15 protein-coding genes are annotated in these 24,127 nt (G+C 42.6%); 4 read left to right on the plus strand and 11 right to left on the minus strand.

Features of this window, described 5'->3' with window-relative positions:
* The first annotated feature begins 79 nt into the window (after positions 1-79).
* Complete coding sequence (locus tag BXY_RS06855) at positions 80-1,636, plus strand: ATP-binding protein (RefSeq protein WP_004315119.1); 1,557 nt, start codon at positions 80-82, stop codon at positions 1,634-1,636.
* Positions 1,637-1,646: 10 nt separating this feature from the next.
* Here BXY_RS06855 and BXY_RS06860 read toward each other — a convergent pair whose 3' ends face one another.
* Positions 1,647-2,849, minus strand: a complete 1,203-nt coding sequence (locus tag BXY_RS06860; RefSeq protein ID WP_015531534.1) for a hypothetical protein — start codon at positions 2,847-2,849, stop codon at positions 1,647-1,649.
* 162 nt (positions 2,850-3,011) lie between these two features.
* Between BXY_RS06860 and BXY_RS06865 the strand changes: the two genes are divergently transcribed.
* Together BXY_RS06865 and nifJ are read left to right on the plus strand one after the other, a co-directional pair.
* Positions 3,012-4,190 (plus strand): ATP-binding protein, encoded by a 1,179-nt coding sequence (locus BXY_RS06865; RefSeq protein WP_004311727.1) that lies wholly within the window; start codon positions 3,012-3,014, stop codon positions 4,188-4,190.
* Positions 4,191-4,222: 32 nt separating this feature from the next.
* Positions 4,223-7,771, plus strand: coding sequence for a pyruvate:ferredoxin (flavodoxin) oxidoreductase (gene nifJ / locus BXY_RS06870; RefSeq protein ID WP_004300981.1), 3,549 nt, complete (start codon positions 4,223-4,225; stop codon positions 7,769-7,771).
* Positions 7,772-7,924: 153 nt separating this feature from the next.
* Here nifJ and BXY_RS06875 read toward each other — a convergent pair whose 3' ends face one another.
* The 4 genes from BXY_RS06875 to BXY_RS06890 all read right to left on the minus strand — a co-directional run bounded on the left by BXY_RS06875 (position 7,925) and on the right by BXY_RS06890 (position 11,497).
* Positions 7,925-8,791: a glycine betaine ABC transporter substrate-binding protein gene (locus BXY_RS06875; RefSeq protein ID WP_004311729.1), complete on the minus strand. Its 867-nt coding sequence runs from the start codon at positions 8,789-8,791 to the stop codon at positions 7,925-7,927.
* A gap of 20 nt (positions 8,792-8,811) precedes the next feature.
* Positions 8,812-9,636, minus strand: a complete 825-nt coding sequence (locus BXY_RS06880) for an ABC transporter permease (protein WP_015531536.1) — start codon at positions 9,634-9,636, stop codon at positions 8,812-8,814.
* A complete protein-coding gene (locus BXY_RS06885; protein WP_015531537.1) occupies positions 9,633-10,859 on the minus strand; it encodes a quaternary amine ABC transporter ATP-binding protein in 1,227 nt (408 codons plus the stop codon). The genes BXY_RS06880 and BXY_RS06885 overlap by 4 nt, the downstream gene beginning before the upstream one ends.
* A 299-nt stretch (positions 10,860-11,158) precedes the next feature.
* A complete protein-coding gene (locus BXY_RS06890) occupies positions 11,159-11,497 on the minus strand; it encodes an MGMT family protein (protein WP_004312618.1) in 339 nt (112 codons plus the stop codon).
* A gap of 82 nt (positions 11,498-11,579) precedes the next feature.
* Between BXY_RS06890 and BXY_RS06895 the strand changes: the two genes are divergently transcribed.
* Positions 11,580-12,968 (plus strand): LruC domain-containing protein, encoded by a 1,389-nt coding sequence (locus tag BXY_RS06895; protein ID WP_008025957.1) that lies wholly within the window; start codon positions 11,580-11,582, stop codon positions 12,966-12,968.
* An 80-nt stretch (positions 12,969-13,048) separates the two neighbouring features.
* Here BXY_RS06895 and BXY_RS06900 read toward each other — a convergent pair whose 3' ends face one another.
* The 6 genes from BXY_RS06900 to BXY_RS06925 all read right to left on the minus strand — a co-directional run bounded on the left by BXY_RS06900 (position 13,049) and on the right by BXY_RS06925 (position 24,122).
* On the minus strand, positions 13,049-15,829 hold the full coding sequence (locus BXY_RS06900) for a substrate-binding domain-containing protein (protein ID WP_373259582.1): 2,781 nt from the start codon (positions 15,827-15,829) through the stop codon (positions 13,049-13,051).
* Positions 15,830-16,266: 437 nt separating this feature from the next.
* Positions 16,267-17,385 (minus strand): toxin-antitoxin system YwqK family antitoxin, encoded by a 1,119-nt coding sequence (locus BXY_RS06905; RefSeq protein WP_008025950.1) that lies wholly within the window; start codon positions 17,383-17,385, stop codon positions 16,267-16,269.
* Between the two features lie 206 nt (positions 17,386-17,591).
* Positions 17,592-18,479 carry a carbohydrate kinase family protein gene (locus BXY_RS06910; protein WP_015531539.1) on the minus strand — a complete coding sequence of 296 codons (888 nt, stop codon included), beginning with the start codon at positions 18,477-18,479 and terminating at the stop codon, positions 17,592-17,594.
* A 35-nt stretch (positions 18,480-18,514) separates the two neighbouring features.
* The gene (locus BXY_RS06915) at positions 18,515-19,681 is read right to left on the minus strand and encodes an MFS transporter (protein WP_015531540.1); all 1,167 of its coding nucleotides are present in this window, start codon (positions 19,679-19,681) and stop codon (positions 18,515-18,517) included.
* A 515-nt stretch (positions 19,682-20,196) separates the two neighbouring features.
* Positions 20,197-22,044, minus strand: coding sequence for a DUF4980 domain-containing protein (locus BXY_RS06920; protein WP_004300992.1), 1,848 nt, complete (start codon positions 22,042-22,044; stop codon positions 20,197-20,199).
* A gap of 125 nt (positions 22,045-22,169) precedes the next feature.
* The gene (locus BXY_RS06925) at positions 22,170-24,122 is read right to left on the minus strand and encodes a DUF4960 domain-containing protein (RefSeq protein ID WP_015531541.1); all 1,953 of its coding nucleotides are present in this window, start codon (positions 24,120-24,122) and stop codon (positions 22,170-22,172) included.
* Positions 24,123-24,127: the final 5 nt, after the last annotated feature.

The raw sequence follows: 24,127 nt of genomic DNA on the forward strand, positions 1-24,127 counted from the left end.
ACGCCCGTTCTTTGAGATATTGAAAACGAAATATTACGAAAATAATGATTATCTTTGAACCACTAAAAGGAAAATAACAATGAATGACCTGCTTCGTAAACTCCCTATCGGGATACAGACCTTTGAGAAACTTCGTAAGGGCGATTATCTATATGTAGATAAAACAGAGCTTGTATGGAAAATAGCTTATACATCTACTCCATACTTCCTGAGTCGTCCACGCCGTTTTGGTAAAAGTCTTCTTCTCTCTACCTTTGAAGCCTACTTTGAAGGAAAGAAAGAACTCTTCGAAGGGCTTGCCATTGAAAAACTGGAAACGAAATGGGAAAAGCATCCTGTGCTGCATCTGGATTTAAATGCCGAGAAGTACGATTCCCCAGAAAGACTTTATGATATCCTCAGCCGTCAACTCACCTTATGGGAAATCCAATATGGCAAAGGAATAGACGAGAACACTCTTTCCGGTCGTTTCTCCGGCGTCATCCGTCGTGCCTACGAACAAACCGGTAGCAGCGTCGTAGTTCTGGTAGACGAATACGACAAACCTCTATTGCAAGCTTTAGGCAATGATGTCTTACTGGATGAATACCGTAAAACTCTGAAAGCCTTTTACGGAGTATTGAAAAGTGCCGACCGCTACCTACGTTTCGTCTTCCTCACAGGAGTAACGAAATTCTCACAAGTAAGTGTATTCAGTGACCTCAACCAATTGCAGGACATCACTTTATGGCCCGATTACGGAACCCTTTGCGGCATCACTCTTCAAGAATTATTGGATACCTTCCAGCCGGAAATCAAGATACTGGCAGCCAATAATTCCATTTCTTATGATGACGCGGTACAACGAATGACACGTCTCTACGATGGCTATCATTTTTGCATTAATTCAGTAGGTATCTTCAACCCGTTCAGTGTACTGAATGTCCTGAAATCAAAAGTGTTCGACAATTACTGGTTCCAGACCGGCACACCGACTTTCCTCGTCGAGATGCTGCAAGAAACCGAATACGACCTGCGTACTTTGCTTGACGGGATCGAAGCACCGTCTTCCATGTTCTCCGAATATCGTGTAGATTCCAATAATCCGATTCCGTTAATTTACCAAAGTGGCTATCTGACGATAAAAGATTTCGATAGGGAATTTGGTAACTATCTATTGCAATTTCCTAATGATGAAGTCCGCTACGGCTTCATTAATTTCCTGGTTCCATTTTACACCGGAGTGAGAAACAGTGACCAAGGATTTTACATCGGCAAGTTTGTACAAGAACTTCGTTCGGGAGACTACGATGCCTTTCTTACCCGCCTGCAAGCCTTCTTTGCCGATTTCACCTACGAATTGAACGAGCAGACAGAGCGTCACTACCAAGTAGTTTTCTATATTGTCTTCAAACTTATGGGACAGTTCACCGATGCCGAAGTACGCAGCGCCCGCGGTCGTGCAGATGCCGTAGTGAAAACACCTAAATATATCTATGTCTTCGAATTCAAGCTGCATGACACAGCAGAAGCGGCATTGAAGCAGATCGACGATAAAGGCTATCTGATACCGTATCAGGCAGACGGACGTGAAGTGATAAAGATCGGGGTAGAGTTCAGTGCGGAAAAACGCAATATCAGTCGCTGGCTGGTGTGAACAGATAAAGTTAAATATTATCAGGAGTTACCCATATCCATGCGCGATAGCAACTTCTCCTATGAACAGGAACCAAAGGTAAATAACCGGAGTACACTCTACCTTCCCTGATTTCCAACGGATAAGTTGCGGACATTCGTTCATGTTCCTGCAAGGCTTCACCTTCCGAAGGATGATAATCAATCACAAAACGCCCTGTTGAACCAGAACGTACATAACGGTCATATAAAAAACGCGCAACAACTCCCATATTCATGCGCAGATTAATTTCCACACAGGGATGAATCCGAAAAACCGGCTTTTCATTTTCCGGAAACCGACAAATCATCATATCAACCCCAAGATAACCTTTATAAACGGTTCCTACCAACGCAGAAAGTCTATATTTCAAACAGTTCTCCAAATCCGTCAGAACCTTTGAAGGGACATATTGCGAAAGTTGTTTCCAGATTGCCTCATTAGAAAGCAAACGATTCCCTTCATACATTCCACTCTTTCCGGTATGGAAGAGGGAATATCCCATAAATGTCACTTCACCTGTACCATCGGAATAAAACTCCATGGCAAAGTCTTCTACCTTATTATATATAGGTTCCGCAATGATTCCACCCTGCGAAGCAGCCACACGCGTACACCAACCGGATATAAAAGGAGTAAATATGCCTTTACACCAGTTCAAGCCTTTACCGCTTCCCGAAAGCGGAGCTTTCAACAGGCAGCATTCCCGCTCTTCCACAAAGGTTTTCCATTCTTCTTGTGTCTTCAAATAATAAGATTCTCCGCAGAAATATTCATTCAGTTGTAATTCCGGAAGCAATGAGACGGCTTTAGAACGATGGGAGTATTCCCGCAGACCGTTTAATTGCTCCATAGAAGGCAACAGGGCTTCATCCACGCCCAGCCCTGAAAGCCGTTTCCGCAAAGCTACATCCCACCCCCAAGGACGAATATCCAAATCCGGTCCGACAGCAAGTTCCGGTTCAGTCATCAAATGAATCGAAACTCCCAGCAATTCCTGCATTTGCTTCAAATAATCCAGATTATAAGCGGAAGAAGCTAATACAGCACTCCCCTCCTCTGCATACCACATCGGAAGCAAAGCCAACTCGGAAGCCATACGTCTGGCCGAAGCTGGAGCCATATAATTAGTTTCACCGCTGGCCAACGCCAAGTCATGTTCCGGATTGAATATATAAAGAGCCTTTTTTGTCATTTCAAATGAATTCAAAACTTTATTCTGCAAATATATACAGGAAATAGTCAGGAATGACTACAATAAACAGAAAGTTGGAATTAAACACACAATTTTGCCATCTCTACTTTGCAAATCCTAAAAAAAGCAGTATATTTGCCACCCGAAAAACAAAGAACTGAAATGGAATCATTCTACCGCACACACGCCTACCTCGTTGAGCACACCAATGCCCCCGTTCGCCGCGATCTTATGGACGAGATCGACTGGAGCGACCGCCTGATTGGTATCAAAGGGACACGTGGCGTAGGAAAAACCACTTTCCTTCTCCAATACGCCAAAGAGAAATTCGGGAACGACCGTTCCTGTCTGTTCATCAACATGAACAACTTCTATTTCTCGGGCCACAGCATTGTAGACTTCGCCAACGAATTTCAGAAACGTGGCGGAAAAGTATTGTTGATCGACCAGGTGTTCAAACATCCGGAATGGAGCAAAGAGTTACGCATGTGTTACGACCGTTTTCCTAACCTGAAAATTGTCTTCACCGGCTCGTCCGTGATGCGACTGAAAGAAGAAAATCTTGAATTACGTGATATCGCCAAGAGCTATAACCTGCGTGGATTTTCTTTCCGTGAATTCCTAAACTTGCAAACAGGCATGAAATTCAGGGCATATAGCCTCGAAGAAATTCTTAGCACTCACGAACAGATTGCCAAAGGAGTACTCTCCAAAGTTCGTCCGTTGGATTATTTCCAGGATTATCTGCACCACGGCTTCTATCCGTTCTTCCTCGAAAAGCGTAACTTTTCGGAGAATTTACTGAAAACGATGAACATGATGGTGGAAGTAGATATACTTCTCATCAAACAAATTGAACTGAAATATCTTTCAAAGATAAAAAAATTACTATATTTGCTCGCTGTCGACGGGCCGAAGGCTCCAAATGTGAGCCAACTGGCAAGCGACATACAGACATCTCGCGCCACGGTGATGAACTATATCAAGTATCTGGCAGATGCGCGACTCATTAATCTGGTTTATCCGAAAGGGGAAGAATTCCCTAAAAAACCTTCAAAGATAATGATGCACAACTCCAACCTGATGTATTCCATCTATCCGGTGAAAGTGGAAGAGCAGGATGTGCTTGACACATTCTTTGCAAATTCTTTATGGAAAGACCATAAGGTACATAAAGGAGATAAAAACGTCTCTTTTATGGTGGACGAAGTAATGCCGTTCAAAATTTGCCAGGAAGGCGCAAAGATCAAGAACAATCCGAATGTAACGTACGCGTTGCATAAGGCTGAAATAGGTCGGGGCAACCAGATACCTCTCTGGATGTTCGGCTTTTTATATTAAAAGATTTATTTACTTAAATATTTAATTTAGTTATGACTAAACAGAAGAAATTCATCACTTGTGATGGTAACCAGGCTGCAGCGCATATCTCGTATATGTTCTCTGAAGTAGCAGCTATCTACCCCATCACTCCTTCTTCGACTATGGCTGAGTACGTAGACGAATGGGCTGCCGCAGGACGTAAGAACATCTTCGGCGAAACAGTATTGGTACAGGAAATGCAATCTGAAGGTGGTGCTGCCGGTGCAGTTCACGGTTCTCTTCAGGCTGGTGCGTTGACTACTACTTACACTGCTTCCCAGGGTCTTCTCCTGATGATCCCTAACATGTACAAAATTGCCGGTGAGTTCTTGCCTTGCGTATTCCATGTATCTGCTCGTACATTGGCTTCTCACGCATTGTGTATCTTCGGTGACCACCAAGACGTAATGTCAGCTCGTCAGACTGGCTTTGCTATGTTGGCTGAAGGCTCTGTACAGGAAGTTATGGATTTGGCTGGTGTTGCTCACTTGGCTACCATCAAATCTCGCGTTCCGTTCATGAACTTCTTCGATGGTTTCCGTACATCTCACGAAATCCAAAAGATTGAAATGTTGGAAAATGATGATCTTGCTCCGCTGATCGACCAAGAAGCTTTGGCTGAATTCCGTGCCCGCGCACTGAACCCGATGAAACCGGTAGCTCGTGGTATGGCTGAAAATCCTGACCATTTCTTCCAACATCGTGAATCATGCAACAACTACTACGAAGCAGTTCCTGCTATCGTAGAAGAATACATGAATGAAATTTCTAAGATCACAGGTCGTAAATACGGTTTGTTCGATTACTATGGTGCAGAAGATGCAGAACGCGTAATTATCGCTATGGGTTCTGTAACAGAAGCTGCCCGCGAAGCTATCGACTACCTGGTAGCAAACGGCGAAAAAGTGGGTATGGTTGCCGTACACCTGTATCGTCCGTTCTCTGCTAAACACTTCCTGGCTGCTGTACCTAAGACTGCTAAAACTATCGCAGTTCTTGACCGTACTAAAGAACCGGGTGCTAACGGCGAACCTCTTTACCTTGACGTTAAAGACTGCTTCTACGGTGCAGAAAATGCTCCGGTTATCGTTGGCGGTCGCTACGGTTTGGGTTCAAAAGATACTACTCCTGCTCAAATCCTTTCAGTATTCGAAAACTTGGCTATGCCAATGCCGAAGAACCACTTCACTATCGGTATCGTAGACGACGTTACTTTCACTTCTCTTCCTCAAAAAGAAGAAATCGCTTTAGGCGGCGAAGGTATGTTCGAAGCTAAATTCTACGGTTTGGGTGCTGACGGTACAGTAGGTGCTAACAAGAACTCTGTAAAGATTATCGGTGACAACACTGACAAACACTGCCAGGCTTACTTCTCTTATGACTCTAAGAAGTCGGGCGGTTTCACTTGTTCTCACTTGCGTTTCGGTGACAATCCAATCCGTTCTACTTATCTGGTAAATACTCCGAACTTCGTTGCTTGTCACGTTCAGGCTTACCTGCACATGTACGATGTAACTCGTGGTTTGCGTAAGAACGGTTCTTTCTTGCTGAACACAATCTGGGAAGGTGAAGAACTGGCTAAGAACCTGCCTAACAAGGTTAAGAAATATTTTGCACAGAACAACATTTCTGTATACTATATCAACGCAACACAAATTGCACTGGAAATTGGTTTGGGTAACCGTACCAACACAATCCTTCAATCTGCATTCTTCCGTATCACAGGCGTTATTCCTGTAGAACAAGCTGTTGAGCAGATGAAGAAATTCATCGTTAAGTCTTACGGCAAGAAGGGTGAAGACGTTGTTAACAAGAACTATGCTGCCGTTGACCGTGGTGGTGAATACAAGACTTTGGCTGTTGATCCTGCTTGGGCTAACCTTCCGGATGACGCAAAAGCTGAAAACAACGATCCTGCATTCATCAACGAAGTAGTTCGTCCGATCAATGCACAAGACGGTGACTTGTTGCCGGTATCTGCATTCAAGGGTATCGAAGACGGTACTTGGTATCAAGGTACTGCTAAATACGAAAAACGTGGTGTAGCTGCATTCGTTCCTGAATGGAATCCGGAAAACTGTATCCAGTGTAACAAGTGTGCATACGTTTGTCCTCACGCTTCTATCCGTCCGTTCGTACTCGACGCTGAAGAGCAGAAGGGTGCTAAGTTCGAACAACTGAAAGCTGTAGGTAAAGCATTCGACGGTATGACATTCCGTATCCAGGTGGACGTTCTCGACTGTCTGGGTTGCGGTAACTGTGCCGACATCTGTCCGGGTAATCCGAAGAAGGGTGGCAAAGCATTGACAATGAAACACCTCGAAAGCCAATTGGCTCAAGCTGAAAACTGGACTTACTGTGCTGAAAACGTGAAGACTAAACAACATCTTGTTGATATCAAGGCTAACGTGAAGAACTCACAGTTCGCTACTCCGTTGTTTGAGTTCTCCGGCGCTTGCTCTGGTTGTGGTGAAACTCCATACGTGAAATTGATTTCTCAATTGTTCGGTGACCGTGAAATGGTTGCTAACGCTACCGGATGTTCTTCTATCTACTCTGGTTCTGTTCCTTCTACTCCGTATACTACAAACGAAAACGGACACGGTCCTGCTTGGGCTAACTCACTGTTCGAAGACTTCTGTGAATTCGGTTTGGGTATGGAACTGGCTAACGAAAAGATGCGTGCTCGTCTCGTGAAAGTGATGAACGAGGCTATTGCTGCTGATTGCACTCCTGCTGAAGTGAAAGAACTGTTCGCTGAATGGATCAACAATATGCTGGATGCGGACAAGACTAAGGAATTGGCTGCTAAGATCATTCCGGTTGTTGAAGCTAACAAGGATAAATGTAACCACTGCAAACAAATCGCTGAACTGCAACAATATCTTGTAAAACGCAGCCAGTGGATCATTGGTGGTGACGGTGCTTCTTACGATATCGGTTATGGTGGTCTTGACCATGTAATCGCTTCCGGTAAGGACGTTAACATCCTCGTTCTGGATACTGAAGTTTACTCTAACACAGGTGGTCAGTCTTCTAAAGCTACTCCGGTAGGTGCTATCGCTAAGTTCGCTGCTGCTGGTAAGCGCGTACGTAAGAAAGACCTCGGTCTGATGGCTACTACTTACGGTTATGTATATGTTGCACAGATCGCTATGGGTGCTGACCAAGCTCAAACTCTGAAAGCTATCCGTGAAGCTGAAGCATATCCGGGACCATCTTTGATTATCGCTTACGCTCCATGTATCAACCACGGTCTGAAAGCAGGTATGGGTAAGAGCCAGGAAGAAGAAGAAAAAGCTGTTAAGTGCGGTTACTGGCACTTGTGGCGTTACAACCCGGCTTTGGAAGAAGAAGGCAAGAACCCATTCCAATTGGATAGCAAAGAACCGAACTGGGAAGATTTCCAAGGTTTCTTGAAGGGTGAAGTTCGTTACGCTTCTGTAATGAAACAATATCCTGCTGAAGCTGAAGAACTGTTTAAAGCTGCTGAAGAAAACGCTAAATGGCGTTACAACAGCTACAAACGTTTGGCTAGAGAAAACTGGGGTGCTGAATAATAGTAATACCCTATAAATATAAAACGGTAATCTTGTAGAAGATTACCGTTTTTTTTATTGTATGAACTCTGTCTAACATAAACAATACTCCCTTTTTCCCACTAGAGTTCATGTCTATTTTATATTTAAAATTAAGAATAACAATGCTCCAATCTATTTATTCTCAGACTTCGGAATCCAACTATCCACCAACTGCCGATGTTCATCCCTCCATTTGCGGGCTATTTCTTCTTCATCCATCCGGGCATCCTTCATAGCTGTCATAAAAGAGCTAAGTTCTTCTGTCGTTAGTTTAATGTTGCCAAAGAATTCGGCAGCAAACGGATCTTTCTCACTGAATCCTTTCCATGCAATAGCATGTATTTCTTCCAAGTCTCCATATACTTTCTTCGGATCATCCAAGAATTTCAAGTCAAACTGGTCGAACATCCAATGCGGTGTCCACCCCGTAATGACAATCCATTCTCCTTTGTCCATCGCTTTTTTCAAAGAAGCCAGCATGGTGGAACTACTTGAAGTCATGAGGGTATACCCATCAAGTCCGTAAGCAGCAATGGCCTTATCGGTCGTCTTCATTATCCCTGCTCCCGCATCAATTCCTACTATTTCGGAAGAAAAACGGTCTTTGTTAGCTTCCAGCTCACTAATAGACTGGATCGTAACATATTGAGGAACAACCAGTCCTACACGGGCTTCTCCATATACCTCCCCCAAAAATTCGATGCTGTCTCCATACTGATCCATATAATCTTTCATCGTTATTGGTAACCATGCATCCAGAAAGACATCAGATTTCTTTCCTGACATAGATACAAAAATAGGGGCAAGATCAGCATTTTGCAATTCAACCTCATATCCATGCTCTTCCAATACCACCTTGGCCAAATGACTCATGGCAATACCTTCCAGCCAATTGGCATAGGCTATTTTTACTTTCTTTTTCTCTAAGCCTGAATTAGTACAGGAAGCTAGCAAAAGCATAGCTGACAATACTATTCCTACTATTTTATATATTCTCATACGTATTTTATCCTTTCCGTTTAGTTCTTATTTTTTCGTCCTGCCATTCCTTGTGTGATACGGTCTAAGATAATAGCTAAAATAACAACTGCTATACCACCTTCAAACCCAAGTCCGATTTTCATTTGGGTAATACCTTTCAATACAATTTCTCCCAGACCACCGGCAGCAATCATGGCAGCAATGACAACCATAGAAAGCGACATCATTATTGTCTGGTTGACACCAGTCAGGATAGTGGGCAACGCCAAAGGAAGCTGCACTTTATACAATAACTGCCAACGGGTAGCTCCGAACGAACGGGAAGCTTCCACTACATTTTTAGGAACTTGCCGTATTCCCAATCCGGTAAGGCGGACCACAGGAGGCATAGCAAAGATAATGGTGGCAAACACTCCTGGCACTGCTCCCAATCCGAAAAATAAAACGGCAGGAATCAGATAAACAAAAGCAGGCATCGTCTGCATCAAGTCGAGAACAGGACGAAGTATTTTCTCTGCACGCGGACTGTTTGCCGTCCACACTCCTAAAGGTACACCAACAATCAGGGCCAGACAGGTAGATGAAAAAACAAGAGCCAGGGTTTGCATAGTAGCCTCCCAAAATCCCATTCCATAAATCAGTAATAATCCCAATGCGGTGAAAATTGCCGTACCACGTCCTGCCTTCATCCATGCGAGTGCAGCAAGCACTAGAATGGTTATATAAAAAGGTATTCCAAAAAGTACGTGTTGGAATCCTATAATAAAACTACCGATGCCTGCATTCACGGCATCAAAGAAAGTGGAAAAATGTACCATCATCCAATTGATGGCCATCTCTATATATTGTCCTATATTTATCATAAATCTATTGCGTTTTGAATTATTTCGTTTATTTCTTCTTTATCTTTCCCCGTCACTTCGATGATTAAGGAGGAAAGCGGGATTGTTCCTAAAAACTCATGCGTCTCATCAATCACCCATACCGGCGAATTGCTCTTTGTCATTAAAGGAAGTATATCCTCCAACACTGTATCCTCCAATACAGAATGTACTTCTGTACGCACAATCGTTTCAATGGATTTTTCCTGTCTGCTACGTAACTTAAGCAGGTCGTTCAGACGTACTTCTCCGACCAGTTTATCATCGGCGTCTATGACAGGTAATACGGTGATATTCTTCGCACGCATCTTACGAATCAATACTTCAGGTCCCTCTTTCTTCAGACGGGCCACCAGTGGTTTGTCAATCATTAAAGAAGAAGCGGTGATAATTTTACTCCTGTCCACGTTTTCAACAAAACGGGCTACATAATCGTTAGCCGGTTCGGTCAGTATTTCTTCTGAAGTACCTACCTGCACCACCTCTCCGTCTTTCATAATGGCAATACGGTCGCCCAGTTTAATCGCTTCACTCAAGTCATGGGTAATAAAGACAATTGTTTTTTTCATCTTCGACTGCAAAGCCAGCAGTTCATCCTGCATTTGCACACGAATCAGAGGATCGAGCGCAGAGAAAGCCTCATCCATTAAAAGCACTTCGGGATTATTAGCCAGAGCACGGGCCAGTCCGACACGCTGTTGCATTCCACCGGAAAGCTCGCCCACCATCTGATTTTCATATCCTTTCAATCCGACAAGCTTCATACTTTCCATCGCTTTCTTCTCACGTTCCTCTTTCTTCACTCCCTGAAGTTCGAGACCGAACGCGATATTGCTCAATACGGAACGGTGAGGTAACAGACCGAAATTCTGGAAAACCATCGCCAACTCTTTCCGGCGAACTTGCAATAACTCTTTTTCGGATATTTTAGATATATCTACTCCGTTTACAAGCACTTGTCCGGCAGTAGGACGTATCAGACGATTGATACAACGCAGTAATGTCGATTTTCCACTTCCCGAGAGTCCCATTATCACAAAAAACTCTCCTTCATTAATTGAAAGATTGGCATCTTTCACTCCTACCGTACAACCGGTATCTTTCAGAATTTCCTCTTTACTCTTATCTTTTTTCAACATCTTGAGTGCTTTCTGCTTCTCGTGACCAAAGATAAGGTACAAATCCTTTATTTCTATTTTACTCATATAATATATTGGTTTAGATTATAATAGTTGTTTTGTTTTCAACTGCTGCGTTCCTCATTCTCACTTACGATAAACAAGTTGAATGTTCGCATGGTTCAGTCATGTCACATGACAACATGATGATCCGACGTTTTTTAAAATGGTTTTAAAAGACAGACTGAGTAGTTTAAAAGGAATAGAATTTGATAAGATTATCCTCTCAATGAACAGTAGAAAACAGTATTTTCATAAATAAATAACAGTCTGTTCTTGCATATTGTTGGCACAAAGGTAAGGGAAATAGATTAAATATGCAAATTTCATTCAGATACGGAGTAATTCCAAAGATGCTTTTTCAAGTCTACGCATCCATTTTGCTTGAAAGAGATCCCTTCTTCCAACAAGAGTTGTTTCTGCTCTGTCCACCCCGGAACAAGGCGTCCCGATGCATTGACAACCCGGTGACAAGGCGTAGATAAATCATCCGGAACCTGTTTCAAGGCACGCCCCACCATACGGGAACATTGAGGCATTCCCAATAATGCGGCAATTCCCCCATAGGTAGAAACTTTACCTACCGGAATTTCCCGAACAACCTGATACACCTCCTGACAAAAGGATGTGGAAAGGCTTGCCTTATCTACTTTATAATCTTTCATCGCCTGGACTTTATTTATTTCATTCCCAAAGCTAGATAAAAAGAAGAGAATTTGCAAATAACAAAAGCATTTCAAATAAAATATGCAACTTTATTTGCTTTATTTACAAATAATCCCGACCTTTGTACCCATTAAAAGCAACCCTATTATTAACAAAACAAGCACTGCTGTTATGAAAAAGAAGACAATTCTATTCGCTTCTTGTTTATTGGGAGTATTCGCTTTCAGCTCCTGTGAGAAGAACCTTTATGATGAAAGCAAGCAACCTGAAAAAGAAATTCAAGTAAAAGACCTGGATATACCCGCAGGCTTTCAATGGAAATTAACTCAAGTAGCCGCAGGAACAGTAGCTGCTACTACCCCCACTATGGTTTCCTTCTTTTTGGATGAAGCATGTAGTAAAGAAGAGAAAATAGCCGACATTCCTGTAGATACAGAAATTTCAAGTCTCCCTTTGAGCATCCCAACCTACGTAAATACATTGTATGCCCAGTACAAAACCAGCACCAATGAAACCAAAAAAGTAGCCATACCTGTAAATGCAGATAGAAGTTTCTCACTGAACATTGCTAATGATGCCAAATCCAAATCTAACACCACCCGGTCAATCACTCGTGGGCATGATATAGAAGATGACATCCAATTGTCAAAAGGAGTCATTTTTCATCCCAAAGATGGTTGGGGAACAATCATGTTTGAAGACCAATTTCCATCATTAGGAGATTATGACTTTAATGATTTTGTAGTCAATTATAAGGTGCAGTTCCAAGGTATTAGAAAGGTTGACAAAAAATACACTGCGCAGTATATACAAATAGGGTTACGTCTAAAAGCTATCGGAGGAATATTCCCTTATTCCCCTTATTTAAGACTGAAAGAAATAGATTCTGACGAAGTGGAAAGTATAGAAGTTTATGAAACTAAAAACGTGATTCCTGCGATCGACGGAGTAGAACTTGTCCCCAATAAACATCTTATCATTGATTACAGCCCTTTAATTAAGAATCTGGCTAAACCTGCAGGCAGCCAATATTATAATACAGAAAAGAATGCTTTGGTAGCAACAAGTGATTTACCGGAGATCAATATTCTGATCACCCTAAAGAAGAGAAAAGAAGTAAAGGAAATATTAGAAGGCGATGAATTCGACTTGTATTTAAAACGTAATGATAGCGGAACAGAAATCCATATGAATGGTATTGAACCGATCACTTACCAATATCCATTCAATGATAAAAATCTGCTACCGATATATACAAACGGGGACGAAGAAGATGATAATTATTATTTTAGTGCAGGACGCCTGATTTGGGGATTAAGAGTACCAGGCAACGCAGCGCATGCTATTGAAAAAGCTAATTTCTTGGAAGCCTATAAAGGATTTGCAAAATGGGCGCAAAGTAGTGGCAAAAACGAACAAAACTGGTATAATCAAGGAAACGCAGATAAAAGTTTATTGATTCATAACTAACACATATCAATAAATCCCGGCAAACATTGAAAATTCAAGTTACCGGGATTTATTGTATTCTAACGTGAATAGTTTTGATTCTATCCTTTCCTCTTCAGCAAATCTGTCGGACTTTCTCCAAACTGCTCTCTATAACATTTGGTAAAATAAGAAGGAGAGCTGAAACCGACTTCATAACCAATCTCTGCCACTGTCATATCCGACGAAGCAAGCAGGGAAGCAGCTTTCTTTAAACGAGCGATACGAAGCAATTCATTCGGAGAATAATTAGTCAAGGATTTTATTTTGCGATAGAGCTGCACACGACTTAATCCCATATCCTTACCCAAATCTTCTACATTCAAATTTGAGTCTCCCATCTTTGCTTCAATCAAAGCCTTGAATTTTTCCACAAAATCTTTATCCATATCACAGACATCCTCTTTCGCCAACGTTTGTCCGTCACCAAAGAACTGTTTCAGGCGGCGATGTGAATCTATCAGATTACGAACGCGTGCCAACAGCAATTGCGAACTGAAGGGCTTGGAGATATAAGAATCCGCACCTCCGTCATATCCCTGAATCCGTTGTTCATCCAAAGAACAGGCTGTCAATAAGATGACAGGGATATGGCAGGTTTGCAGTTCGCTTTTCAGCCGACGACAGCACTCTATTCCATCAATACCAGGCATCATCACATCAGAGATTATCAAGTCCGGAACATATTTCATTGCTTTGCGGATGCCCTCCGAACCGTCTGCTGCTTCAATTACAGTATAATCGGTATGGAGTAATCCGCGTACATACGAACGGATATCTGCATTATCATCAATTACCAAAACGGAAGGTTTGGAAGAATCATAGCCTTTTTCCAGTTCCTCTTCTTCGGCAGCTAAAGTTCCATTCAGGTCGGAAGAGGCGGGAGATCCGGGAGAAGCAGGATTTAAAGGAACTGCAGAGATTGATGACTTTAGAGAATCTTCGGCCAGAATAGTTTCACAAGTCTGTACCGGTAAATCAACGGTAAAAACAGTGCCCTGCTTTTCATCACTTTCCACAGAAATTGTACCTTTATGCAATTCAACGAAAGCTTTGACCAATGCAAGCCCGATTCCCGAACCGGCATGGTGCATGTCTATTTTATAAAAACGATCGAAAATGCTCCGAATATGTTCGGCGGAAATCATTGAACCGGTATTGGCAACAGTAAAACGAATCCAGCGAGTATCCTCTTTCGTTAAGGAAGATAAACGAACCGTTATCTTTCCATTTTCCGGTGTGAACTTGAACGCGTTGGAAAGCAGATTAAAATAAATACGTTCCAACTTTTCCATATCCGCCAATGTATGGTAATCCGTATCCGGCATATTATCAAAAGAGAAATGAATGTGTTTCTTCCGGGCCGCTGCAAGGAATGATTCGTTCCAGCCCTCAAAAGAGGAAAGAACATCTATCTGAACAGGTGTATATTCCATCTTACCGTTCTCGTATTTACGGAAATCCAGAATCTGATTGACAAGACGTAAGAGGATATTCACGTTTCGTTGAATCAGCATCAACATTCGATGCTGATCTCCACTTAGTGTATGATCGGCCAATAAATGTTCTACCGGATCGGCAACCAATGTAAGCGGAGTACGGAAATCGTGAGATATATTTGTGAAGAACACCAGTTTGGCATGCGTTGCCTCTTCCAGTTGATGAGAAAGCTGGATGAGCTGATCCCGTTGCTCTTCCAGTTTGTCCCGCTGTTCTTCTAATTGGTCACGTTGTTCCTCTAACTTGTCCCGTTGCTCTTCCAGCTGTTTCTTCTGCTCGGAAAGTTCCTTATTCAGACGATTTTTAGCACGGAGAGATTTATAGACTACCAATAATAAGCCTGCCACCAATAGAAGAATAACCAAACCGCCATACATCACCACCTGCTGTGTAGCAACCCGAGACAGATATCCGCCGATACGTCCGTTCAATGTTTCAATCTTCTGATCCAGTTCCGAGATGTGAGTTGTCTGAAGTTGCATGACATGCGCATTCGTACGGTCGACCACCGCAGTGTTCATGACCGTTTCCCGGGGATAAGGCTTTTTCTCAAGGATATTCATTGCCAGTTGCATCACTTTGTCGCCATTGGTCGGATAAATAAAAGTAGCATTCAACACACTGTCGAGCACCATTTCCAATCCGTTGCCTTTGCCGGGGAGAGCATCGATACCGACAAAAATCATTTCCTTCTCCCGTCCCACTTTCTTTGCAGCCTGATAAGCTCCCGGAGCGATACGGTCATTATGCGCATACACGGCGTCTATCTTCGGATGCCGACGGAGCATACTATCCATTTCCACTTCCGCCGGTTCACGCTCCCACGCAGCATCCGCTTTATCAATCAGTTTGATATCCGGAAAGTTACTGATAGCAGCCATAAATCCTTGATGGCGTTCCATGGCAGGAGTTGAGCCACCCAGTCCAGTAAGTTCCACCACATTCCCTTTTCCTTTCAGGCTTGACGCAATATAATTGCCTACCGCACGTCCTATTTCATAATTGTCGGCACCGATATAGGCAGTATATTTATCAGAAAGAATCTTCCGGTCTACCAGGATGACAGGTATTCCCTTTTGATAGGCTTCCTCTACAATCGGAGTCATGGGGGCCGCTTCGTTGGCAGAAATAATCAATAAGTCAACCCCTTCATCTATAAAATAATGAACGTCCTCCGCCTGTTTGCGATTATCATCCGCAGCCGACCGGATTTCAACCGATACCCCATCGTAGAACATTGCTTCGCGAAGAATTTCATCATTCATCTTATGCCGCCAGGAGTCATCACTACATTGCGCCACCCCGATACGGAAGCGGTGTGTGTCCTGCCGACAAGCCGTCATGCCAAGAAGACAGAGCAAGACTGCTATCCACTTTGTATATCCCATCATTCTCATTTTTTTCGTATTTCTTTCTATGACCCAAATGGACGATTGAGAACAAAAATAAGAAATAAAACTGTGAGTATGCTATCTATCACCCAATTATTCTCATCATTACCCTCCAAAGAAATGCAAAACAGTTCCCAATATTCAACCGGAAACTATTAACAAAAGTATAAAGCGTAAGACAAACACTCAATAAATGTTATAAAACATCTCTTTTTATTTGGATTATTTGCAGATTTAACAGAAGTCCGTATCTTTGCAATGTGTTTTTCATAGTATTAGATTTAAGGTTAACAAAGGTTGGAGCAAGGCGTTGCTCCTTTTTTTATGTCTGTACGGCTACGCCTTGCACTCTGTATAACACCTACAACCTATATGACAGTTGATAAGACCTAGTTTTCATCCCATTCCCTTTCCAGTTTGCCATCAATGGTATAAAGTTTCCAACGTCCTACCCGGTGACCGTTCTTATATTCTCCACATTCGCGGAGCTTGTTATTCTTCACATAACGAGATTCAAAAGGACCGTTTTGCCGTCCGTTGACGTATGTAGAAGTTTCCCAATAATCAAAGCGATTGTCCACCACTAACTGGCGTGCTTTTCCGTGCAGTCTGCCAAACTGATAGGTTGCCTCGTACTTCAATTCGCCATTTTTCAAGTCATATTCACGATAGATTCCGTCCTTGCGGTCATTTTTCAGATAATATTCTTTGGTACGCATCCCTGTCTCACCACTGTATGAAACGTGCAGGCCTTCTTCTTTTCCATTCAGATAAGTTTCAATTACAATGGTATCGCCACTCTCTGCAATCTCTGTCCAACGACCGTTCTTCTGCCCATTCTTGTAACTACCCAATACATGAGGAGCTCCAAAAGTAAAGATGGACGAATATTCTCCATCCTTCAACCCTTCGTTATTATAATAAACCGTTTCGTATAGTTCATAAGTACCCTTCATGAAAGTATATTGTTTCCCTACTTGTTTACCATCCTTATAATTATGGTCCATCCGCAGAGTTCCGTCATAATCATACGACAAATGTTTTCCATCCTCCTTGCCCATCCGGTAGTTTTTCTCACTTTCTATTTTTCCGTCAGTAAAGAACGTTTTGCTCGTACCGTTCAACTTTCCTTCCTTATAAGACTTTTCTTCTTTCAGTTTACCGTCAAACTTAGAATAGATTTTAAATAAGCCATTCTTCCGTCCATCTTTGTAGACGCCTTCATTTATCAGAATGTTATCCAAATGCTCTTCATATTTGCCATCATAAAAACCATCTTTAAAAGAGGCCAGTATATACGCAGAGTGATAACCGTCAATGATACGATGTTCGCCGTTGAGCGGTTTTTCCGTCATCAAGTCTCGGTACAAGAATCTTCCGTCGCCTACATTAACGACAGATACCTGATCGATTTTAAACTCTTTTTGTGCTAATGAGGGAAGGGCTATGCATAGAAGCAAAAATACATTCCAGCATTTCGAGCGGAATAAAATAGAAACGTGTTTCATAATGTGACATTCTCTTTTTAGTTATTATCTTGTGAATCGTGCAAAGATATACAATTAGCTAAAAATCCAACAATAAAAAGAGAAGAAAAGAGGTGATATCCGAAAAGATTTGAATTAAAAAAATCCTCCTTACTACAACATACCGTAGTAAGAAGGATTTTCACTTTTGGATTCTTTTCGTCCCTACATTTACATCAATAGAGAAATTACATCAGCCTGTCTTTCAAAACCTGCGGAAGTTCGGGCATTGCACCGCTTTGCGTGCAGACATAAGCAGAAACTTCAACGGCAAGTTTGTGAGCTTCTGGTACCGGTTTTCCATTGAGAATGGAAGCACAGAAAGCAGCCGTAAAGGAATCACCTGCCCCCACCGTATCGGCAACCGGAACTCTCGGCGTCTCCTGGAAAGAGACAACACCCGGGGTAAACACATAACTGCCATTAATTCCGCAAGTCAGAATCAACATCTTCAGGTTGTATTTTGCCAACAGAATCCAACATTTATCCTGTAAGTCGATGCCGGGATAGCCAAACATACGGCTGATGGTCACCAGTTCTTCGTCGTTTATCTTCAGAATGTTGCAACGGCGGAAAGATTCGCGCAATACCTCTTTGGTGTAGAAGTCCTGGCGGAGATTAATATCAAAGATTTTCAGTTGTCCGTCTATGTCGGGCATCGTATCCAGAAAACGGTTGATAGTGGCACGGCTCACTTCATTACGTTGAGCCAGGGAACCGAAGCAAACGGCACGCGTACTCAATGCCAAACGTTTCAGTTCATCCGTGAAAGGTATGTTATCCCATGCCACGCCTTCTTTGATTTCGTAACAAGGCACTCCCTCGTTATCCAGTGTTACCTGTACCGTACCGGTAGGATAATCCACTTGTTCAATCTGCGTTTTCAGTTTCTTCTCGTTGAATACGTATAGAATCTCGTCTCCCAACTCATCCTTGCCCACGGCACTCACCACGCGACTATCAAAACCAAACTGTGATACATGATAGGCAAAGTTTGCCGGAGCACCACCTATTTTCTTTCCTTCGGGCAACACATCCCAAAGTGCTTCGCCCATTCCTACGATTATATTATTCATGATCTACGGATTTTATTGTTTCCAAAGTTATAAAATTATTTTTTAATACGGAATGTATAGAACAAGAGATAAAGCACGCCCACTGTCATTACGGCTACTGCCCCACTCTGTCCCATGGCATCGGATGCTACTCCCATAGCCAACGGAAATACCGTGCCGCCGAACAGTCCCATAATCATCAGACCGGAAACTTCATTTTTCTTACCCGGTAGGTAAAGCAATGCCTGAGAGAAGACTACGGAGAACACATTGGAATTGCCGAAACCAATCAGGCCGATGCATACATAAATCATTGTCTTGTCATGGAACATAAACAAACCTGCCATCGCTATCAGCATCATCACAACACTAATGCCGAAGAAAGACTTCGGTGACATCTTACGTAAAATGAAAGAACCGAGGAAGCAGCCTGCCGTACGGAAGATGAAATAAAGGCTTGTTGCAAAAGCCGCATCATCAAGGCCCATGCCGAGACGTTCCATCAAAATCTTGGGGGCAGTGGTGTTTGTTCCCACATCAATTCCAACGTGACACATGATACCGATAAAAGAAAGCAGGATAAACGGTTTGCCAAGCAAAGCGAGACATTGTCCGAAAGTAGACGGTTTGCCTTCTTCTTTTTCTTCTTTAATCTGTGTGACATTGAGCAACAGGATAGCAATAACGGCTACAATCATGTAAATCGGGAACAGGATGCGCCAGCCTAAATCGAAAGTCGGAATGGCTTGTGTCGCTCCCCACATGGCAATATAAGGAGCAAGGAAAGAGGCAATGGCTTTCACAAACTGGCCGAAAGTCAGGCTACTTGCCAAACGGTCGCCACGTACGATGTTAGAAAGCAACGGATTCAGGGAAGTCTGCATCAACGCGTTTCCGATGCCCAGAAGGGAGAAAGAAATCAGCATCAGCATATAGCTGTCTCCGAAAACCGGCAATAACAAAGAAGCAGAAGTCACAAGCAAACTAAGCAATACGGTTTTCTTCTGACCGATGCGGCTCATCAACATGCCTGTGGGTACGGAGAAAATCAGAAACCAGAAGAATACCAGTGAAGGGAAGATATTCGCCTGCGAGTCCGACAGACCGAGGTCTGCCTTTACATAATTGGAGGCAATGCCTACCAGGTCAACAAATCCCATGGCAAAGAAGCAAAGCATCACCGGGATTAGTTTGGAAAGGGAAGAGTTTTTACTGTTTTCCATTGTTTTTTTTATCTAAATATGTTATCATCATTTGTTTATATCATAAATTTAGGCACGGATTAGGCGGATTACACGGCTTCTTGAATGATGGCTATCAGATAGCAACCGTCTAATCCGCGTAATCCGTGCCTAATAATATAAAATTATATTTTGCATGAGTACTTATTCTATTTATATCATGCAGTTATATGATTCAATTTACAATCTGATGTTAGTCGTGTGGGTACTTACCGTTAGTTATCTGTTCGTCGCCTATATGAATCACGCTCTCCTTATTGCATCAATACCTCAAGCCTACGGTATCTTTATCTTAAACCTACGGCATAGTAACCTTGAAGCTACGGTATTACTAACTTACCACGGCCGTGGTAGGAATTCGTCACGGCCGTGACGAATCAGTAATACCGTAGGTTTAACACAAGTATATCCCTACTATCCACCTACTATCCCTTAAGGAAAGATGTATTCATCCATAGGGAAACAAATAAAGAGCGCATAGGGCGAACAAGAGATATTTATGGCTTCAACTTATGAACCACAAACGAATCTACTTTATAAGCTCCTCCTTTACTGTAAAAGTTGATATGATTGTAAGGTTCCGAAGGGAATACCTGATTGGTCATCACAAAACGTCCACCATTTCCAAAGGCTTCCACACTGGATTTATCCACAAACAGACGGAGTTTCAATGCCTCTTTGCCGCCTTGTTCCTCGTTTCCACCTTGTTCAATTGCTGTCCAGGTCAACATCGGGAAATTCTCATTGAAGCTGACCTCTCCGCTCTTGCGACGATCCATTGAGAATTTCTTTTCTTTCATGTCATACTGCATATCCACTTCTTCGCCTTTGTCATTGTAGAGACGGAAGCCGATTACGTCTGCACGTTGATTTTCGATTGTCAATTCTATTTCGTATGCACCGTCATTGCCGGGAATCATTTCTTTGATTGTGCGTGTTCCGTTTACTTTGAACGAGCGTTTCTTGGAAGCATCACGCAAAGCCAGCAGTTCGGGAGAGGGAGCTGATTGGAGGTAAGTCTCACCATCTACGGTAAACAGGCTCAAGTCACGGGGAACGGAATTCGGGCTACGGTATTGGGAGGTAGGAACATCGTTTGCGTATTGCCAGTTGCTCATCCATGCGATAGCGATACGGCGGTTGTCGGGAGCATCGCTCCAAGTTACGGTGGCGTAATGGTCTTTTCCCCAGTCCATCCATTTGGTTTTGGAAGGGAATTCGTTTACAAACTCTTTTCCGTTGAAGGAGCCTACAAAATATTGAGTAGCACTTCCTCCGAAAGGACCTCCGGGATTCAAATTACAAAGCAGCACCCATTTCTTATCATTGGTACCTTCTACTGGAAGTTCAAACAAATCGGGACATTCCCAAACACCACCATGTGCACCTTGCCCTTCACCGAAACGACTTTCAAAGGTCCAATCTTTCAGATTAGGAGAAGAGAATATCTGCATCTCCTGCCCTACTGCTAATACCATGATCCAGCGTTTGGTGTTTTCATACCAAAATACTTTCGGGTCGCGGAAGTCACGCGCTTCGGACGTCAGTACCGGATTATTCTCATATTTGGTGAAAGTACGTCCGTTGTCAGTACTGTAAGCAATGCTTTGTACTTGTCGGTCACTGTTTTGTGTATAGATGGCGATAATGGCACCTGCACCAAAACCGGCTGTATTATCAAAATCGACAACTGCCGAGCCACTGAAAATTGTCCCCAATGCATCGGGAGCAATAGCTACAGGAAGATGTTTCCAGTTTACAAGATCTTGGCTGATAGCATGTCCCCAACTCATATTTCCCCATTTGGAACCATAAGGATTGTATTGATAGAAAAGGTGGTATTCACCGTCTTTATATACCATTCCATTAGGATCATTCATCCACCCATAAAGAGGTGAGAAATGATAAGTAGGACGGAACTTTTCACGGTTGCCCGTATCGAACGTGTCGGACAATTTCATTTCCTTGCAACAAACAGCAGAAAGTTTCCCCCGTATAGGATCATTCGAGCCTAATTTAAATTTCAACAGTATGTTTTTACCAGCATAAGCCGAAAGATCCAGCGGAACAAAATAGTCCACTCTGTTCACTGCCAGACGAACATCCGCAACATTCACCTCTTTATTATTAACGATCATGCTGACACGTACATCAGGCATTACCTCCTCTACAGGTAAAAGCAAATAACGTTGATTTGTATTTATCTGTACCAGGCAATGTCCTTCACCCAAATCTTTTATTAATAAGGAAGAAGTATCGGCCGAAGCATCCAAAAATGAGAAAATCATCATAACCAGAATAGTCAAAAAGGTCTGTACTTGTTTAAACGAGAATAATACATTCATGTCAGATGGTATTAGAGTTAATTATTAATATTCAATGTCTTCTATTTGTCACCATGCAAAGATAGGTGCAACGGATAGTTACACCTATCACTTTTGTTTCAAAAGATAAAAAAAATGTTACCGATCTATTTCTTAGCGCTTAGATAATGTAATATATTCTTCGTCATGAGCACAATATTATCTTGATAAACGTTTATATTACTATTCTGATTCCATTCGTAAGCAGCCAGACCGAGAGCTATACATGTACCTTGATATTCCGCTGTCGGAGCAAACTCTACCATTCCGGCACAACAATAATCCGTTACGTGTCCCCAAGTCGCCAAAACGGTAGCTTTATTTTCTTCTTCAAACGCTTTCACCACATTTCCTGCATTGGGATAAAGAGCGGGGAAGCCATAAGAATTCAAGTCCCACATACAGTTATGGTCTTCACGCCGTCCAGGCCCGATCAACGGGAATGTTTCATGGGGGAATTGGGAAGAAGTAACCATACCAGCAAAAACCGGATGAGCCCGATGATCATACTCCATTCCGATATTGGCATTAATTGTCCAAATGTCTGCCCCATCTCCTCCTTCACCATCTGCAAATATTCCTGGTAGCCGTTCGGTACGTCCAAATGGTACAACCAATTGAGTCGCATGATTGCTTAAGAACAGATTTCCGCCATTCTTATAATAAGTAGCCAACGCGGCAATTGCATCAGCAGACAAAGGTAATTTATCCCATCCTGCTCCAATGCCGACACGGTCTATATGTACCCAAATAACATCATAAGCAGAAAGGTCCTCATCAGTCAATGTAGCGGAAGTAATGACTTTACCATTTACAAATTGCTTCTTGAACCACGCATAGGAAGCTTTTTCATCATCATCTTCTATCTCTTCGGGAGTATCATACGTTATCACGTAAGCTGCATTTGTCAAATCCTGCGCTTCGGAAGGTTTCACCTTTATATTTTCTTCCGTCACTCCACAATCTATCACTTCGGACGACTCGCTGATATAAAATACCTGATTGCTGCTCGTATTCTCTATCGTGAAACTTGCGAAACGATTATTTTCACCTTCCGCAGCATTTACAGTCACAGGGTTTTCTATATTGTCACTCCAAGACACCTGAATGGTGTTCGATGTGAAATGATTATATTCGCCTTTCACATGAATCACGCCATAGTCTGCTTCTTTGCCATTGAGTTGATTTTCGCTTCTGTTTACAGTGAACAAGTTATCGCTTATCAGATTGTTTTGTCCGCTTATATCAAAGAAAGTCATTTTGTTTCCTGTAAATTCATTATCCGAGATATTCACCCGGTTACAACCTATAAAATTAGCACAGCGATCATCATTTGCCGTTAGTTTGTTGTGAGAAAATATCAGATTACTTTCTCCGGAAATACGTGCCGTTACACCGCCCTGTGTTGAGCCGAATACAGAATTGGTTACCATATTCTGTATGCCACCATTCATATCAATGCCATTCACTACATCGGTTGCATCTATCCGAGCTAATGTTATGGCGTCACACCCTTGGAGTTTAATGCCCTGGTACATATTTTCCATTTTAATATTGAAGAAGTGCAGGCGGTCATTATCATGTTCTACATAAATTCCGGTTCCCTGATGGTCCCCCTTCCCCACAAGCGTAAGTCCGTTTACCTCCACACCGCTAATGCGGTTTTTGCGTCCGTCTATATCGGCAACAGGGGCAACGTGTAACGCATATTCGGCATTTCCAAGCACCAGACGACTTTCCCGCGTATCGGCAGCAGCAGTAACCGCTTCATCGTTCACACCTTTCAATGTTACGAAATTACGCGTAAGTTGAATGGGACTATCCAAACGAAAAGTACCTTCGGGAATAAGTATCGTTCCTCCCTCGGGCGGAAGATCGGCTATAATAGCATTTATAAGATCAGCACAATCAGTGGACCCATCGGTTGGAAGTCCGAATTGGGTTATGTCTATAATCTTCTGACCGTTACATTCATCACAGAGAGTATAGGTATCGTCATTGCTGCAAGATGTGCCCAACATCAGGAGCATTCCGCTTATTAAGAATTTATTTATCTTCATGGTGT

Origin of the sequence: Bacteroides xylanisolvens XB1A, assembly GCF_000210075.1 — a bacterium.
Lineage (GTDB): Bacteria > Bacteroidota > Bacteroidia > Bacteroidales > Bacteroidaceae > Bacteroides > Bacteroides xylanisolvens.

Coding starts and splice junctions, on each gene's coding strand:
- BXY_RS06855 (WP_004315119.1), top strand. CDS start 80: ATGAATGACCTGCTTCGTAAACTCCCTATCGGGATACAGACCTTTGAG.
- BXY_RS06860 (WP_015531534.1), bottom strand. CDS start 2,849: ATGACAAAAAAGGCTCTTTATATATTCAATCCGGAACATGACTTGGCG.
- BXY_RS06865 (WP_004311727.1), top strand. CDS start 3,012: ATGGAATCATTCTACCGCACACACGCCTACCTCGTTGAGCACACCAAT.
- nifJ (WP_004300981.1), top strand. CDS start 4,223: ATGACTAAACAGAAGAAATTCATCACTTGTGATGGTAACCAGGCTGCA.
- BXY_RS06875 (WP_004311729.1), bottom strand. CDS start 8,791: ATGAGAATATATAAAATAGTAGGAATAGTATTGTCAGCTATGCTTTTG.
- BXY_RS06880 (WP_015531536.1), bottom strand. CDS start 9,636: ATGATAAATATAGGACAATATATAGAGATGGCCATCAATTGGATGATG.
- BXY_RS06885 (WP_015531537.1), bottom strand. CDS start 10,859: ATGAGTAAAATAGAAATAAAGGATTTGTACCTTATCTTTGGTCACGAG.
- BXY_RS06890 (WP_004312618.1), bottom strand. CDS start 11,497: ATGAAAGATTATAAAGTAGATAAGGCAAGCCTTTCCACATCCTTTTGT.
- BXY_RS06895 (WP_008025957.1), top strand. CDS start 11,580: ATGCAACTTTATTTGCTTTATTTACAAATAATCCCGACCTTTGTACCC.
- BXY_RS06900 (WP_373259582.1), bottom strand. CDS start 15,829: ATGACGGCTTGTCGGCAGGACACACACCGCTTCCGTATCGGGGTGGCG.
- BXY_RS06905 (WP_008025950.1), bottom strand. CDS start 17,385: ATGAAACACGTTTCTATTTTATTCCGCTCGAAATGCTGGAATGTATTT.
- BXY_RS06910 (WP_015531539.1), bottom strand. CDS start 18,479: ATGAATAATATAATCGTAGGAATGGGCGAAGCACTTTGGGATGTGTTG.
- BXY_RS06915 (WP_015531540.1), bottom strand. CDS start 19,681: ATGGAAAACAGTAAAAACTCTTCCCTTTCCAAACTAATCCCGGTGATG.
- BXY_RS06920 (WP_004300992.1), bottom strand. CDS start 22,044: ATGAATGTATTATTCTCGTTTAAACAAGTACAGACCTTTTTGACTATT.
- BXY_RS06925 (WP_015531541.1), bottom strand. CDS start 24,122: ATGAAGATAAATAAATTCTTAATAAGCGGAATGCTCCTGATGTTGGGC.